General features: G+C 42.2%; 17 protein-coding genes and 1 pseudogene. 11 read left to right on the top strand and 7 right to left on the bottom strand.

All coding sequences use genetic code 11. From position 1 onward, the window contains the following. Nucleotides 1-23: 23 nt before the first annotated feature. From EKB01_RS06075 to EKB01_RS06065, 3 genes are all read right to left on the bottom strand, one after another. Nucleotides 24-1,046, bottom strand: a complete 1,023-nt coding sequence (locus tag EKB01_RS06075) for a YdcF family protein (RefSeq protein ID WP_000273637.1) — start codon at nt 1,044-1,046, stop codon at nt 24-26. A gap of 67 nt (nt 1,047-1,113) precedes the next feature. Next, nucleotides 1,114-1,551 (bottom strand): Rrf2 family transcriptional regulator, encoded by a 438-nt coding sequence (locus tag EKB01_RS06070; RefSeq protein WP_007517712.1) that lies wholly within the window; start codon nt 1,549-1,551, stop codon nt 1,114-1,116. A gap of 72 nt (nt 1,552-1,623) precedes the next feature. Next, nucleotides 1,624-2,466, bottom strand: coding sequence for a metallophosphoesterase family protein (locus EKB01_RS06065; protein ID WP_167266106.1), 843 nt, complete (start codon nt 2,464-2,466; stop codon nt 1,624-1,626). Nucleotides 2,467-2,663: 197 nt separating this feature from the next. Between EKB01_RS06065 and EKB01_RS06060 the strand changes: the two genes are divergently transcribed. From EKB01_RS06060 to thrS, 3 genes and pseudogenes are all read left to right on the top strand, one after another. Continuing rightward, a complete protein-coding gene (locus EKB01_RS06060) occupies nt 2,664-3,038 on the top strand; it encodes a hypothetical protein (RefSeq protein ID WP_167266103.1) in 375 nt (124 codons plus the stop codon). Between the two features lie 260 nt (nt 3,039-3,298). Beyond that, nucleotides 3,299-3,924 (top strand): annotated as a pseudogene (locus EKB01_RS06055) (AAA family ATPase). Nucleotides 3,925-3,934: 10 nt separating this feature from the next. Next, nucleotides 3,935-5,878, top strand: coding sequence for a threonine--tRNA ligase (thrS, locus tag EKB01_RS06050; protein ID WP_045617546.1), 1,944 nt, complete (start codon nt 3,935-3,937; stop codon nt 5,876-5,878). Between the two features lie 47 nt (nt 5,879-5,925). On the opposite strand, the gene EKB01_RS06045 is transcribed toward thrS, so the two are convergent. After that, on the bottom strand, nt 5,926-6,900 hold the full coding sequence (locus EKB01_RS06045; protein ID WP_167266100.1) for a sensor histidine kinase: 975 nt from the start codon (nt 6,898-6,900) through the stop codon (nt 5,926-5,928). Then, the gene (locus EKB01_RS06040) at nt 6,893-7,570 is read right to left on the bottom strand and encodes a response regulator transcription factor (RefSeq protein WP_167266097.1); all 678 of its coding nucleotides are present in this window, start codon (nt 7,568-7,570) and stop codon (nt 6,893-6,895) included. The genes EKB01_RS06045 and EKB01_RS06040 overlap by 8 nt, the downstream gene beginning before the upstream one ends. Before the next feature lie 156 nt (nt 7,571-7,726). On the opposite strand from EKB01_RS06040, the gene EKB01_RS06035 reads away from it, so the two are divergent. After that, a complete protein-coding gene (locus EKB01_RS06035) occupies nt 7,727-8,821 on the top strand; it encodes a DUF2974 domain-containing protein (RefSeq protein ID WP_167266095.1) in 1,095 nt (364 codons plus the stop codon). A 63-nt stretch (nt 8,822-8,884) separates the two neighbouring features. Next, complete coding sequence (locus tag EKB01_RS06030) at nt 8,885-9,514, top strand: MBL fold metallo-hydrolase (RefSeq protein WP_109289713.1); 630 nt, start codon at nt 8,885-8,887, stop codon at nt 9,512-9,514. A 38-nt stretch (nt 9,515-9,552) separates the two neighbouring features. Here the strand turns inward: EKB01_RS06030 and EKB01_RS06025 are convergent, their stop codons facing one another. After that, entirely contained in the window at nt 9,553-11,445 is a 1,893-nt protein-coding gene (locus EKB01_RS06025; RefSeq protein WP_167266092.1) for a M13 family metallopeptidase, read from the bottom strand. Nucleotides 11,446-11,624: 179 nt separating this feature from the next. Between EKB01_RS06025 and EKB01_RS06020 the strand changes: the two genes are divergently transcribed. The 6 genes from EKB01_RS06020 (at nt 11,625) to EKB01_RS05995 (ending at nt 16,020) form a co-directional block, all read left to right on the top strand. Beyond that, nucleotides 11,625-12,347: a metal ABC transporter ATP-binding protein gene (locus EKB01_RS06020; RefSeq protein ID WP_167266089.1), complete on the top strand. Its 723-nt coding sequence runs from the start codon at nt 11,625-11,627 to the stop codon at nt 12,345-12,347. After that, the gene (locus EKB01_RS06015) at nt 12,344-13,192 is read left to right on the top strand and encodes a metal ABC transporter permease (protein ID WP_084937391.1); all 849 of its coding nucleotides are present in this window, start codon (nt 12,344-12,346) and stop codon (nt 13,190-13,192) included. The genes EKB01_RS06020 and EKB01_RS06015 overlap by 4 nt, the downstream gene beginning before the upstream one ends. A gap of 26 nt (nt 13,193-13,218) precedes the next feature. Next, the gene (locus EKB01_RS06010) at nt 13,219-14,148 is read left to right on the top strand and encodes a metal ABC transporter substrate-binding protein (RefSeq protein WP_000733081.1); all 930 of its coding nucleotides are present in this window, start codon (nt 13,219-13,221) and stop codon (nt 14,146-14,148) included. A 122-nt stretch (nt 14,149-14,270) separates the two neighbouring features. Beyond that, the gene (gene tpx, locus EKB01_RS06005; RefSeq protein WP_000206541.1) at nt 14,271-14,765 is read left to right on the top strand and encodes a thiol peroxidase; all 495 of its coding nucleotides are present in this window, start codon (nt 14,271-14,273) and stop codon (nt 14,763-14,765) included. A gap of 83 nt (nt 14,766-14,848) precedes the next feature. Beyond that, nucleotides 14,849-15,499, top strand: coding sequence for a metal-dependent transcriptional regulator (locus EKB01_RS06000; protein ID WP_167266086.1), 651 nt, complete (start codon nt 14,849-14,851; stop codon nt 15,497-15,499). A gap of 107 nt (nt 15,500-15,606) precedes the next feature. Beyond that, nucleotides 15,607-16,020 carry a hypothetical protein gene (locus EKB01_RS05995; RefSeq protein WP_167266084.1) on the top strand — a complete coding sequence of 138 codons (414 nt, stop codon included), beginning with the start codon at nt 15,607-15,609 and terminating at the stop codon, nt 16,018-16,020. A 30-nt stretch (nt 16,021-16,050) separates the two neighbouring features. On the opposite strand, the gene dtd is transcribed toward EKB01_RS05995, so the two are convergent. Further along, nucleotides 16,051-16,494, bottom strand: coding sequence for a D-aminoacyl-tRNA deacylase (dtd, locus tag EKB01_RS05990; protein ID WP_167266081.1), 444 nt, complete (start codon nt 16,492-16,494; stop codon nt 16,051-16,053). Nucleotides 16,495-16,510 lie beyond the last annotated feature (16 nt).

The following is a 16,510-nucleotide window of genomic DNA, read 5'->3' as shown; positions in this document are numbered from 1 at the left end:
CGGGGCAGGCTCCATCTTTCTGATTACCATAAAATACCTCTGTAAGAGAAAATCAGAGCTAAAATCAACAAAACATAGAGGGCGATAAAAAGCCATCTCATCTTCACACATAGAGCAATATATTCTCTGATAAAGGCCGATGGGATATAGTAGGCGGCTGTACGGCAACCAAGGCCATCTCCCTTCATCCCAATACGGCGAGCATAGGTACTGGTACGAAAAACATGGTAATCATTGGTCACAAAGAGAAAACGTGGACTGGTCACCAGCTTCTCTCCCATTTCTTTTGAGAAGAGAAGATTCTCATAGGTCGTCGTTGAGTCTTCCTCTAGGAGAATCGCTTCTCTCGGAATATCTGTCTCTTCCAACAAATAATTACAAATCGCCTGAGCTTCGGATATCTTTTCATCTCCACCTTGACCACCACTCGCGATGATTTTAACATTGGGATTAAGAGACTGGCGATAGGCTTCTACTGCCTTATCAATGCGACTCTTTAGTAAGGGAGTCACTTTTTCTCCATTCAACAAACCTGCTCCGTGAATGATGATAAAATCATAATATTTTTTCTTAGGAATAAAAAGATACAGGATAGAATAAAGCAGAAATCCTGCAAAGGCAAAACCAAAAATCAAATACGAATAAATCAAAAAGAAAAAGATAATATTCACTAGATGATTGGTGTAAAATAAGCCCTTGGTATCGCTCACTCGAATCGCCATGATCACAAAAAAGAATAGAATCACACAACCTAATCCTAGAGACAAATAATTTGCCTTGGATTTTCCTTCTTTTTTCAATAACACGAATCCATTATAAATAAGGAAAAAACCACTTAGAAAAACTAAAAGAGGCAGCAGGAGAAAAATCCCTGCAAAGAAAACCATGTGCACTTCTTTCTGCCCAGCTTCGTAAAAAAGATTGGCAATGGACATATAAGAAAAGAGCAGAGACAAAAGCAAGAGAGCTGGATTCCAGAGACTGCGATTGTCCCTTAAAAACGAAACGAGAAAAAGTAGGACAAAAAATCCTGTGATAAAGTACATAGTCTCCTCCTTTAATGTCTACATTGTACCATAATTATGGCAATAGAAAAAGAGGAGCCTAGCCCTCTTATTTTGCTATTCTTGCTTCTGCATCTGCCACAACCTGAGCCAGACTCATCTGACGAAGTTGATTTTCCATAGCTACTTGGATATCCAGCAATTTCTGATCCAAGACCTTATGAATATTAGCCCCTACTGGACAGTTAGGATTGGGATTGTCATGGAAACTAAAGAGTTTACCAGATTTTCCTAGACATTCGACAGCCTGATACACATCAAAAAGGCTAATATCTTGGAGGTCCTTTATAATCTCGGTACCGCCCGTCCCACGCGCAACTGAAATCAATCCTGCTTTTTTGAGTTGCGACAAAGTCTTACGGATAATGACTGGATTAACTCCAACGCTAGCTGCGAGAAAATCACTGGTCACCTTACTTTCCTGGCCCTTTATAGCAATGATAATTAGCATATGGGTCGCAATGGTAAATCGACTTGAAATTTGCATTTTGTTCCCCTTTCACCTGAGATTCTCATCATCTCTCTTCTCATACTCATTATACCCCTTTTTGATGTCATGTCAATCATTACTACTATCTAACCATTCATACAACTCAATATCATGCCCCTGTTTTTGAGCAATCTCATACAGAAGTTCCTGGTTATGAGTGTGGTGAATCCCATTTACCAAACTTTCATAATAGACCTGGAAATAGGGGAGATTTAAATCTTTAGCCAACTGCAATTCAGCTTCTACATCATAATCCACTCGACGAAAATCAACATCAGCCAAACCTGCTTCATCAAACTCTAAGATCATATACTGGGCCCGCAGGTCCTTACGCAACTTCGCATCTAGAAAGAAGGGTTGTCCAATGGACCCTGGATTAAGAATCAACTGTCCATCACTTCCATAACGAAGCAACTGTTGGTGGATATGACCATAAACTGCGATGGAGGCGTGTGGATTCGTCACTAATCTATCAAAATCTTCTTGTTTTCCCGTATGGATTAATTCTCTACCCCAGTTTTTATCAGGGAGATGGTGAGTGATTCCTACCGTCAGATCACCAAACTGACGATGAACTTGCATGGGTTGATTGTGGAGGTCTTCGATTTCTTCAGGGCTGATTTCTTCTAATATATACTGACATTGACGTAGGAGGTAGCGATGACTAGCTTTTGTTAAATCTAGCTTACGATGCAAGCCTCTCCAGAGACTATTCTCCCAATTACCAAGAACTCTTACAGTAATAGGCAAAGCCGCTAAAAGATTCAATATCCTTTCACGTCCTGTTCCTGGCATAAGAATATCCCCCAAAAGCCAGTACTCATCTACATTTGCCTTTTTAGCATCAGTCAGTACAGCTTCCAGGGCTGTCGTATTCCCATGTATGTCTGAAAGAACTGCTATTTTGGTCATTCTTTCTCCTCTTTTCCTCTTACTTCTTTTGTTAGTATTATAGCAGAAAACACTCAAAAAGAGCACTATCGATACTCACTGGATTAACTTGTAAAGGCTTCCAATACGTGCTATAATATAAATAGAGAGTTCCCCTTCATTTAGGATTATGTGGTCTTCAACATCTCTCAATTTTTGTAGATTGGAGGACTATTGCCATGCGGAAATATCTTAAGTATATTCCATACTACTTTGTCATTTTCATCTTTTACTGGCCCCTCTATGAGTTGCTTTTACTGCTGATATCTGATTCTTATACGCTGAAGGGACTTTACATTTATAACATTCTCCTCTTTTCTCCCCTAGTAACCTTTATCGTATCGCTACTTTATAGCTATCGATTTCATTTCTCACTTTGGTGGCTACTCGGTATTGGTCTGGTCTTTTGCTTTACCATCATCACCTTTGGTGAGTTCATCCTGCTTTACTTCCTAGCCTATGAACTCTTTGCCCTACTTGGATTGACTGCTGGCATGGGGATCAAGCATGTCTTCCAAAGAGAGAAAAACAAAAAAATTATACAAAAACCTTGAAAATTCTCGCAATCATGCTATAATAATGCATAGAGACAAGTCACTTAGTCCCTTTCTACTAGAGAGTGCGTGGTTGCTGGAAACGCATAGAAAGCCTAAACTGATACTACTCTACTGATTTTTATGCAAACATAAAACGGTGGCTACGTTAAAGCCAATCTGAGGTGTCCCTCTTTTTGAGGAACATAAATGAAGGTGGAACCACGTTGCGACGTCCTTTTAGGATGTCGCTTTTTGATTTGTCAGAAGGAGGAAGAACGATGCTTTATATGATTGGCGGATCGCCTTGTAGTGGAAAGTCAACAATTGTCTCTCTTCTTGCAAGGCAGTATCAACTACTTCATATCAAATTGGATGATTTAGTAGACGAGATGGTGAGTCAAGCAAGTGCAGACTCACAGCCAATTTGCCTTCTTAGGCAGGATAGAAATCCGGAACAAATCTGGATGAGACATCCAGAAGAGATGGCAGATGAAGAATGGCGCTTTTATCAAGTAAGATTTTTCCTTATGTAAAATCTTACTTGATAAAAAATCAAAACAGACCTATCTTGGTGGAGGGAGCAGGACTTTTGCCTCACTTGGTAAAGAAGCTTGAATGTCCAGCGTCTTCCTATCTATGCTTGACTCCGACAGCTGATTTTCAAAAAAAGCATTATAGACAGAGAGAATGGGTTCCTTATGTCTTAGAGGGTACAACCAACCCTGAGCAAGCTTTTGAAAACTGGATGCAACGAGACATTCTTTTTGCTCAAATGGTTCGTAAGGAAGCGATGAAATTAGGTTATTCTAGTCTCGTAACAGATGGTAGTCAACCAGAAAATCAGACTGCGGAAGAAGTTGCTCGGCTCTTAAAATTGTCCAACAAAAATAGAATAAATATTTAAGGAGAAAACCATGATTAAGATTACTTTCCCAGATGGCGCTGTTCGTGAATTCGAATCTGGCGTCACAACTTTTGAAATTGCCCAATCTATCAGCAATTCCCTAGCTAAAAAAGCTCTCGCTGGTAAATTTAACGGCAAACTCATCGACACGACTCGTGCTATCACTGAAGATGGGAGCATCGAAATCGTGACACCTGATCACGAAGATGCCCTTCCAATCTTGCGCCACTCAGCGGCTCACTTGTTCGCCCAAGCAGCTCGTCGCCTTTTCCCAGACATTCATTTGGGTGTCGGTCCAGCTATCGAAGACGGCTTCTACTACGATACAGACAATACTGCTGGTCAAATCTCTAACGAGGACCTTCCTCGTATCGAAGAAGAAATGAAGAAAATCGTCAAAGAAAACTTCCCGTCAATCCGTGAAGAAGTAACTAAAGACGAGGCCCGTGAAATCTTCAAGAACGACCCTTACAAATTAGAATTGATTGAAGAACACTCAGAAGACGAAGGTGGTTTGACTATCTACCGTCAGGGCGAATACGTAGACCTCTGCCGTGGTCCTCACGTCCCATCAACAGGTCGTATCCAAATCTTCCACCTGCTCAACGTAGCTGGTGCCTACTGGCGTGGAAATAGCGACAACGCGATGATGCAACGAATCTACGGTACAGCTTGGTTTGACAAAAAAGACTTGAAGAACTACCTTCAAATGCGTGAAGAAGCCAAGGAACGTGACCACCGTAAACTCGGTAAAGAGCTTGACCTCTTCATGATTTCACAAGAAGTCGGACAAGGTTTACCATTCTGGTTACCAAACGGAGCGACCATCCGTCGTGAATTGGAACGCTACATTGTCGACAAGGAAATCGCTGCAGGCTACCAACACGTCTACACTCCACCAATTGCCTCAGTGGAACTCTATAAAACTTCTGGTCACTGGGATCACTACCGTGAAGATATGTTCCCAACTATGGACATGGGAGACGGTGAAGAGTTTGTCCTCCGCCCAATGAACTGTCCTCACCATATCGAAGTTTATAAACACCATGTACACTCATACCGTGAATTACCAATCCGTATCGCTGAGATTGGCATGATGCACCGATATGAAAAATCTGGCGCCCTTACTGGCCTTCAACGTGTACGTGAAATGTCCCTAAATGATGGTCATACTTTTGTAGCTCCAGAACAAATTGAGGAAGAATTCAAGAAAATTCTTCAATTGATTATCGACGTGTATGAAGACTTTAATTTGACAGATTACCGTTTCCGCTTGTCTTACCGTGATCCTGAAGATAAACACAAATACTTTGACAACGATGAGATGTGGGAAAATGCACAACGCATGTTGAAAGCAGCTATGGATGATATGGAACTGGACTACTTTGAAGCTGAAGGTGAAGCAGCCTTCTACGGACCAAAATTGGATATCCAGGTTAAAACTGCCCTCGGTAAAGAAGAAACCCTTTCTACTATCCAGCTTGACTTCTTGCTTCCAGAACGCTTCGACCTCAAATACATCGGAGCTGATGGTGAAGAGCACCGTCCAGTTATGATCCACCGTGGGGTTATCTCAACTATGGAACGCTTCACAGCTATCTTGATTGAAAACTACAAGGGTGCCTTCCCAACATGGCTGGCACCACACCAAGTAACCCTCATCCCAGTTTCCAACGAAAAACACGTGGACTACGCTTGGGAAGTTGCTAAGAAACTCCGTGACCGTGGTGTCCGTGCAGACGTAGATGAGCGCAATGAAAAAATGCAGTTCAAGATTCGTGCTTCACAAACTAGCAAGATTCCTTACCAATTGATCGTTGGTGATAAGGAAATGGAAGACGTAACTGTCAACGTTCGTCGCTATGGCCAAAAAGAAACACAAACTGTCCCAGTAGATGAGTTTGTAGCAGCAATCCTTGCTGATATCGCCAACAAATCTCGTGTTGAGAAATAAAAACCTAGCATAAAAGCCTCCAATCGGAGGCTTTTTCTCATTTATTCTTACTCAATAACAAGCTTCACTTCAGTGAATTTAATCCGTACGGTTGTTCCTATCCCAACCTCAGACTCGATACGAATCTGGTGGCCCAGTTCCTCAGAAATTTTCTTGGATAGATAGAGGCCAAGTCCAGATGATTGCTGGGTCAAACGGCCATTGTAGCCTGAAAAACCACGTTCAAAGACTCGGAGCACATCACTGTTTTTAATCCCAATCCCCGTATCCTTGATACAGAGCTCCTGACCCTCCATAGAAATCTCTAGCCCACCTTCCTTGGTGTACTTGAGACTGTTTGAGAGGATTTGTTCAATGACGACCAACAGCCACTTCTTATCGGTCACGATAGTTTTGTCGAGATCATGTAGATTGACTGTTAGTCCCTTCTGGATAAAGAAAAGTGCGTACTTACGAACCATATCCTTGACCAAGTCCTCCACTTGAACCTTTTCAAAGACCAAATCATCGTGGAAGCTCTCTAAACGTAGGTACTGCAAAACCAGGTTGGTATAGGAGTCAATCTTAAAGATTTCCTGTTCCAGCTGCTGCTTAACCTCACGATCAGAGACCTCTGCTACCAAGAGACGGCTTGCCGCAATGGGCGTCTTGATCTGGTGAACCCATAAGGTGTAGTAATCAAGCAAATCCGTCAGCTTGCTCTGCGCTTCCGACTTCTTTTGATACAATTCAGACTCACGCTCTTCGAGTTTTTCAACTAGCGCACATTCCAGAGGAGACTTGGGATCTCTCTCAGCATAGAGAACTTCCTGTCGGTAAGCCTGAGCTTCCGCGAACATGTCCCAAGCCAAAAATAAGAAGGTCAAAAAACTACTGAGCAGAAAGAAATAAAGAAAATAAGTTCCTAAACTAGCAAATAAAAACTGAAAGAGAAGGACGAGAAAGCCTAATGAAAAAATATAGGTAAAAACGCGACTGCGAGAACGCAGATAGGCTAGAAAAAATGGTTTCCAATCAAGCATGTTTCAGTCCATACCCTATCCCTTTCTTGGTTTCAATAAAACCAATCAAACCTTCTTCCTCCAGTTTCTTGCGCAAGCGAGCGACATTAACAGATAAGGTATTGTCGTCGATAAAAAAGTCACTGTTCCAGAGTTCTCGCATCAAATCATCACGCGCTACGATATTTCCTGCATGCTCGAATAAAACTCGTAAAATCTGAAATTCATTTTTGGTTAGGCTGATAGCTTTGCCATTGACATGCACATCCATAGACTTGGTATTGAGGATTACACCCGCATATTCCAACAGACTTTCATCTCGCCCAAACTCATAGGAACGGCGCAACAAGCCCTGAACCTTGGCAAGGAGCACCTGCTGGTCAAAAGGCTTGGTCACAAAGTCATCCGCTCCCATATTGATTGCCATGACGATATCCATAGCCTGATCTCTCGAAGACAGAAACATGATAGGCACCTTAGAAATCTTGCGAATCTCCTGACACCAGTGGTAACCATTAAAAAGAGGTAAGCCAATATCCATGAGGACCAAATGAGGCTCTGACTGAACAAAAAGACTCAATACCTCCATAAAATCCTCTACCAAAACGACCTCAAAGCCCCATTCAGAGAGCAGTTTCCCCACTTGTTGCCGAATAACTTGGTCGTCTTCTACTAGTAAAATCTTGTGCATGCGCTCCTCCTTTGTTCTTATTATAACAGATTTTCCCTATGGATAAAACGCAAACCTGTATTTAAACCATCTCGCTAGCAGTATAGCAAAATCTAGTAAGCCTACTAGCTAATTCTAGATAAATGTGATAGGATAAATATAGAGAAAGGAGCTTTTATGGCCAATATTTTTGACTACCTCAATGATGTAGCATACGATTCCTTTTATGACCTCTCCGTGAACGAGTTAGATGTTCTTGCCTTGACTGAATTAACCTACCTTGCTTTTGATGATGTAGTCACCCAAGAACCAAAGCGCCTCATAGATCTTGCACCTCAAATTCCTAGAGACACGACGATGCTGACCAATAAAAACCGTCTCCAGTTATTGGATCAACTCGCTCAACACAAACGATTTAAAAATTGCAAGCTCTCAGAATTTATCAACGATATTGATCCTGAATTGCAGAAACAGTTTGCAGCCATGACTTATCGTATCAGTCTCGATACCTATTTGCTTGTTTTTCGTGGAACGGATGACAGCATCATTGGTTGGAAAGAAGATTTCCATATGACCTATATGAAGGAAATCCCAGCTCAAAAACATGCCCTCCAGTATTTAGAGGACTTTTTTGCCCAACATCCTAACCAAAAGGTTATCCTAGCAGGACACTCAAAAGGGGGCAATCTAGCTGTCTATGCTGCCAGTCAACTTGATCCAAACTTGCAGAAAAACATTATCGCTGTCTATACTTTTGATGCACCTGGGCTTCACAAGGAACTAACCGAAACACTAGGCTATCAAAACATGATAGACAGAACAAAAGTATTTATCCCACAAGGTTCTATCATCGGGATGATGCTGGAAATTCCGGATAAAAAAATCGTTGTTCGAAGTACTGCCTTGGGTGGCATCGCCCAGCACGATACCTTTAGTTGGCAGGTTGAAGACAAACACTTTGTCCAACTGGACGAGACCAATAGTGATAGTCAGCAAGTCGATACAACCTTCAAGGAATGGGTTGAAACAGTCCCTGACGAGGAACTACAACTCTATTTCGACCTCTTTTTCGGAATCATTCTCGATGCAGGCATCTCCTCTATCAACGATCTTTCTTCCTTCAAGGTCATTGAACACATTCATCAACTCTTTGTCCAAGCTCAATCCCTCACTCCCGAAGAAAGAGAAACCATGGGGCGCTTAACCCAACTCTTGATTGACACCCGATACCAGGCTTGGAAAAATCGTCAAGACACGAAAAAGACTTTCTGATACCCTAAGTATCCTCTTCTATGCTATACTTAGTTTAGTACATTCTTTGAGATTGGAGCCAGTATGAAAATCCATAAAACCGTGAATCCCGTTGCCTATGAAAATACTTATTATCTAGAAGGGGATCAACACTTAATTGTGGTTGACCCAGGTAGCCATTGGGAAGCTATTCGCAAGACTATTGAGAAAATCAACAAACCAGTTTGTGCGATTCTCCTGACCCACACCCACTACGACCACATTATGAGTCTGGACTTGGTCAGAGATACTTTTGGAAATCCCCCTGTTTATGTAGCAGAGAGTGAAGCTTCTTGGCTTTATACACCTGTAGATAATCTCTCTGGTCTCCCTCGTCACGATGATATGGCAGATGTGGTCGCAAAACCAGCAGAACACACCTTTGTCTTTCACGAGGAATACCAGCTTGAGGAATTTCGTTTTACAGTTCTACCAACCCCAGGGCACTCTATCGGAGGTGTTTCCCTCGTTTTTCCTGAGGCCCATCTAGTCTTGACGGGTGATGCTCTTTTCCGAGAAACCATCGGACGGACCGATCTTCCTACAGGTAGCACGGAACAACTCCTCCATAGTATCCAAACTCAACTCTTCACCCTTCCTAACTACGATGTCTACCCTGGGCATGGTCCAGCTACGACTATCGCTCACGAAAAGACTTTTAATCCCTTTTTCTAGCAAGCAAAAAACCAAGGATAATTTCCTTGGTTTTTATCTTACCAAATAATCACACGATCCTCTGGTGAACGCCACATACCATCGCCTTCTTTGACATCGTAAGTTGTAAAGAAGTCATCGAAGTTTGGCACTTGCACATTGACACGGAGTTTGGCAGGCGCGTGCACGTCGACACTGGCCATGAGTTTCATCAACTCAGGACGACCTTTCATGCGCCAGATACGAGCAAAGTTGTGGAAGAATTCTTCAGCAGAGAAGTCTGGTTCTCTCTTAGCAGCTTCAAGGGCTGCAGCAATTCCTCCTAGGTCGGCAACATTTTCTGATACAGTTAGTTTTCCGTTGATTCTTGCACCGTAAGATTCTTGCCCATCAAACTGGTCGATAACTTTCTGCGTTTTTTCTTTAAAGGCAGCATAGTCACTCTCTGTCCACCAATCCTTGAGACTACCATTTTCATCAAAGGACGCACCATTTGTGTCAAAGGCGTGAGAAATCTCGTGAGCAATAACAGCACCAATACCACCGTAGTTGGCAGAAGACGACTGATGCAAGTCATAGAATGGAGCCTGTAAAATGGCAGCTGGGAAGACAATCAAGTTCTTCTGAGGATTGTAGTAGGCGTTGACCATATGAGCTGGCATACCCCACTCCTTGTAGTCAACCGGTTGGTTCCACTTGCTCCAGCTGTGCTTGATTTCCACACGCGCAAAGGCTAGGGCATTCTCAAAGAGACTGGCAGTTTCATCCACTACTTTGTCCTTGTAGCGTTCTGGCAATTCCTCTGGATAACCGATATAAGGCTTGATGACATTGAGTTTGACAACGGCCTTATCTCGCGTTTCAGGCGTGAGCCAGTCGTTCTTGGCCAAGCGTTCCTTATAAACGTCAATCATAGTCGCTACTTTTTTCTCTACGTCAGCCTTAGCTTCTGGGGAGAATTTTTCATGCGCATACCAGAGACCAAGAGCCTGCTTGAAAGGACCTTGGGCTAAGTGATAAGCTGCCTTGACCTTGTCCTGTGCTTCTGGCACACCTGAAAGGGCACGTCCGTAAGCACCTGATAAGACACGAATCTCGTCTGTGAGGTAGCTGGTTGAGAGATTGACCACACCCAAAATCAAGGTTGCTTTGAGTAAAGGCCACGCTTCTTCACTATAAAATTGATCTGCTGCTTGCCAGAAACGTTCCTCGTCTACGATAACCTTATCTGGAGTTTGTCCAAGAACTGTTTGGAAGAAATCATCCAATGGAAGTGCAGGGGCAAATTTCTTGAAATCTTCATAAGCGTATGGATGGTAGAGTTTGGCATATTCTGAACTTTCTTCGTTAGAAAGCACTACAGCCGCAGTGCGACGGTCCAATTCCAATCGTTTCTCTAGTAAATCTGCGATTTCCTCATCTGAAAAATCATAGGCTTTGAGAAGATTCGTAGTACTTTCCTTCCACAAACCTAACAACTCCTCACGCTGAGGATGGTCTTCAGCGTAGTAGGTTGTATCTGGCAAGATAGTTCCTGGAGCACTGGCCCAGAGAACATTGGTTCTGGCATCCATAAAGTCTGGTGATATTCCAAATGGAAGGAAGTTTGGCTTCCCTGCTAGTTCAAACTCTGTCAGTTTGCTGGTGAAATCTGCAAAGCTCTCCAAATCTTGGTATTCCTTGAGCATTGGCAAAACAGGATTAATCCCATCTGCTTCTCTCTTGTCAAAATCACGTACCATACGATGGTACTTAACAAAGTTTGCGAGGATGGCATCCTCTGGGACTTTTTCACCTGCCAACCACTTGTCCGTATTCGCCAGCATCAACTCTTCAATTTCCTCATCAAGGTCAATAAAACCACCTGTTCGAGATTTGTCAGCTGGAATAACAGCTGTTTTTTCCCACTCGCCATTGATTGCATCATAAAAATCGTCTTGATAACGTGTCATCTTGTTCTCGCTTTCATTTTTTCACTTATTCCTAGCTTAGCAAAAAAATCTAGGGAATGCAATCAAAAATAAATTTCTTGTATCTTTCATTTTATTGTTATTTTATTAAATTTTTTAAAAATTAACTTGACTTAATTTTTTTTTTAAGGTATATTAAAAGATAGGAGGAATACAACTGTATGATACGTATCGAAAACCTCAGTGTCTCCTACAAAGAAACGCTGGCACTAAAGGATATTTCACTAGTGCTCCACGGACCAACTATTACCGGAATTATTGGTCCAAATGGTGCTGGAAAATCAACTTTATTAAAAGGTATGTTGGGAATTATCCCACATGAAGGTCAGGCCTTTCTCGACGATAAAGAAGTCAAGAAATCTTTAAATCGAGTTGCCTATGTCGAGCAAAAAATCCATATCGACTACAATTTCCCTATCAAGGTCAAGGAATGCGTCTCTCTGGGACTCTATCCATCCATCCCACTCTTTCACACCTTAAAAGCCAGCCACTGGAAAAAAGTGGCAGATGCACTTGAAATCGTTGGACTTTCAGACTATGCTGATCGCCAAATCAGCCAGCTCTCAGGAGGACAATTCCAACGTGTGTTGATTGCCCGTTGCTTAGTGCAGGAGGCAGACTACATCTTTCTAGATGAGCCATTTGTCGGGATTGACTCGGTTAGTGAAGAGATTATCATGAATACGCTGAGAGACCTTAAAAAAGCTGGTAAAACAGTTCTCATCGTCCATCATGACCTCAGCAAAGTCCCCCATTATTTCGACCAAGTTTTGCTTCTCAATCGAGAATTAATAGACCTTGGCCCAACTAAAGAAACCTTTACCGAAGCCAATCTTAAGAAGGCCTACGGTAGCAAACTCTTTTTCAATGGAGGTGACCTATGATAGCAGAATTTATCGATGGATTGCAACATTTCCATTTCCTACAAAACGCCTTGATAACAGCTATAGTCATCGGAGTGGTTGCTGGAGCTGTGGGATGTTTTATCATCCTACGTGGGATGTCTCTCATGGGAGATGCTATCTCTCACGCAGTTTTGCCCGGCGTAGCCCTTTCCTTTATCCTGGGAATTGATTTCTTTATTGGAGCCATTATCTTTGGCTTGATGGCCTCCATCATCATTACCTATATCAAGGGAAACTCTATCATCAAGAGTGACACTGCCATTGGTATTACCTTTTCATCTTTCTTAGCCCTAGGTGTCATCTTGATTAGTGTTGCCAAGAGTTCGACAGACCTCTTCCATATCCTTTTCGGGAATATCCTCGCTGTCCAAGACATGGATATGTGGATTACCATTGGTGTGGGGGCAATCATTCTCTTGATTATCGGGATTTTCTTTAAACAACTATTGATTACATCCTTTGACGAGCTCCTGGCTAAAGCCATGGGAATGCCTGTCAATTTCTACCACTATCTGCTCATGGTGCTCTTGACCCTTGTGTCCGTCACCGCCATGCAAAGTGTTGGAACCATTCTTATCGTGGCTATGCTAATCACCCCAGCTGCGACGGCTTATCTTTACGCTAATAGCCTAAAGAGCATGATTTTCCTTTCATCAAGTCTAGGAGCTCTAGCTTCTGTTGTGGGACTCTTTATCGGCTATAGCTTCAATCTCGCAGCAGGATCGAGCATCGTGCTCACATCTGCCAGTTTCTTTCTCATTAGCTTCTTTATCGCTCCAAAACAACGATATTTGAAACTGAAACATAAAAAAATCAATAAATAAGGGGAGACCCTTTCTGGAGGAATCTAATGAAAAAATTAGGTACATTGCTTGTACTCTTTCTTTCCGTTATTGCACTTGTAGCATGTGCTAGCGGAAAAAAAGATGCTACTTCTGGTCAAAAACTAAAAGTTGTTGCTACAAACTCAATTATCGCTGATATTACCAAAAATATCGCTGGTGACAAGATTGATCTTCACAGTATCGTTCCTGTTGGTCAAGACCCACACGAATACGAACCACTTCCTGAAGACGTTAAGAAAACTTCTCAAGCTGACTTGATTTTCTATAACGGTATCAACCTTGAAACAGGTGGCAATGCTTGGTTTACCAAATTGGTCGAAAATGCCAAGAAAACTGAAAACAAAGACTACTTTGCAGTTAGCGACGGTGTAGACATCATCTACCTTGAAGGCCAAAACGAGAAAGGCAAAGAAGACCCACACGCTTGGCTCAACCTTGAAAATGGGATGATTTATGCTAAAAATATTGCTAAACAGCTCATTGCCAAGGACCCTAGCAACAAGGAATTCTACGAAAAAAATCTCAAAGACTATACTGAAAAACTAGACAAACTGGACAAGGAAGCCAAAGAGAAATTTAACAATATCCCTGCTGAAAAGAAACTCATCGTAACCAGCGAAGGATGCTTCAAATACTTCTCTAAAGCCTACGGTGTTCCAAGTGCCTACATCTGGGAAATCAACACGGAAGAAGAAGGTACTCCTGAACAAATCAAAACCTTGGTTGAAAAACTTCGCCAAACAAAAGTTCCATCACTCTTTGTTGAATCAAGTGTCGATGACCGTCCAATGAAGACTGTTTCACAAGACACAAACATCCCAATCTACGCACAAATCTTTACTGACTCAATCGCTGAAGAAGGCAAAGAAGGCGACAGCTACTACAGCATGATGAAATACAACCTTGACAAGATTGCTGAAGGTTTGTCTAAGTAATCCACTAAAAAACGTCGTTCTCACGTGAATGGGCGTTTTTTTATCACTTAATTTCCGGTCAAATCATTGGAAAAATCTGACAATTCTCGGTAAAATAAAAGAAAAAAGAATGGAGTAGTTTCATGACCACTTTTCTCGGAAATCCTGTAACTTTTACAGGTAAACAACTGCAAGTCGGAGACAAGGCACTTGACTTTTCTCTTACAACAACCGATCTCTCTAAAAAAACGCTAGCTGACTTTGATGGAAAGAAAAAAGTCTTGAGTGTTGTCCCTTCTATCGATACTGGTGTCTGCTCAACGCAAACACGTCGATTCAACCAAGAACTTGCCAACCTTGACAACACCGTCGTTCTTACCGTTTCTATGGACCTACCATTTGCCCAAGGACGCTGGTGTGGGGCTGAAGGTCTTGACAATGCCATCATGCTATCAGACTACTTTGACCATTCTTTCGGGCGCGATTATGCCCTTTTGATTAACGAGTGGCATCTCCTTGCACGTGCCGTCTTTGTTCTCGATACTGACAATGTCATCCGTTACGTAGAATACGTTGACAACATCAACACGGAACCAGATTTTGAAGCTGCTATTGCTGCAGTGAAAGAACTGGACTAAAATCAAAGCCATTAGGGCAGAAGGCTAGAGAAATCTAGCTTTTTTTGATATACTAGATGGAGAGAAAAGACAAGAGGAAACGAATGACGCCAAATAAAGAAGACTATCTAAAATGTATTTATGAAATCGGTACGGAGATGCAGAAAATCACCAATAAGGAAATTGCTACCCGTATGCAAGTCTCTCCACCTGCCGTAACAGAGATGATCAAACGCATGAAAAGTGAAAATCTCATCCTCAAGGACAAGGAGAATGGCTATCTATTGACAGATATTGGGCTCAAACTAGTCTCCGAGCTCTATCGCAAACACCGGTTGATTGAGGTCTTTCTAGTTCACCATCTCGACTATACCAGCGATCAAATCCACGAGGAAGCTGAAGTCCTAGAGCACACTGTATCCGACCTCTTCGTAGAGAGACTGGATAAACTGCTTGGCTTCCCTAAAACCTGCCCCCACGGAGGAACCATCCCAGCTAAGGGAGAGCTCTTGGTTGAAATCAACAACCTACCTCTAGCAGATGCCAAAGAAGCCGGCACCTATCTCCTGACTCGCGTTCATGATAGCTTTGATCTACTCAAATATCTAGAAAAGCATGAAATTCATATCGATGACCAAGTCCAGGTCAAGCAATTTGATAATTTTTCCAATACCTTTACACTGGTCAACAGAGGTGAAGATCTCCAAGTTAGCATCGATATCGCCAAACAACTCTATGTCGAAAAAATCAACTAAGCCCTTATTCCTGAAAGAAACTTCTTTCAGGGATTTTTTATTATTTTGCTTGTAAGTCCCATTTGTTTGGTGTAGAATGAAGCTAGATAAAAGAGGGAGGTCTTCCTATGAAAAAACTCTTTAGAATCCATTTTGCAGCCATTGCACTCTGCGATTTGCTACTATTAGCATTTTTTATCACAAGACATGAGACAGCTTTGGGCTGGCTCATGCTCTCTGGTTTTATTTTCATCCTTGCTCAGGGACTACTGCTATCTCGCTTGGTCTTCCGACTCAAAAAACATTTCTCTGAGATTTATCCTCAGATGAACAAAAAAATTCGCCTCTACTATTTAGGGGTGCTCATCAGCGATTTTCTATTATTTGTCCTTTTAACCTTCGCTAGTTCTCAGCGACTTTCCTCTCTTATGCCAATCGTCACTGGTTGTCATTCTACTTTATATTATATAACGGCTAGCCACCTAAGAGAAAACTATCCCGACTTTTACAACAAACATACCTCTTTATGGGAGTGTCTATAAACAAAAACCAAGCCAGCTGGCTTGGTTTTCTTATCTATTTTTAGTATCAAGAATGATGGTGACTGGTCCATCATTAACCAGCTCCACCTGCATATCCGCTCCAAAGATACCTGTCTGAACAGGTACTTCCTGAGCTAGCTTGTGGTTGAAAGTATCATAGAAGGAAGTTGCCATATCCGGCTTGGCAGCACCTGTAAAAGCTGGACGATTGCCTTTCTTGGTATCTGCAAAGAGGGTAAACTGGGAAATAGAAAGGATTTCTCCTTCAATATCCTTGACAGACAGATTCATCTTGCCTTCTGCATCAGAAAAAATCCGCATGTTGACGAGCTTTCTCACAGCATAGTCCAGATCTTCCTCTTGGTCCTCTGGGCCAACACCGACCAGTAATAAAAGTCCCTGATTGATTTTCCCATGAACCTGACCTTCGATAATCACTTGGGCTTTCTTGACTCGTTGAATGATGATTTTCATAATAGCCTTTCTAGTA

Source organism: Streptococcus sp. CCUG 71758 (assembly GCF_011714815.1).
Classification (GTDB): domain Bacteria; phylum Bacillota; class Bacilli; order Lactobacillales; family Streptococcaceae; genus Streptococcus; species Streptococcus halitosis.
This window is presented reverse-complemented; position numbering and strand designations above follow the sequence as displayed.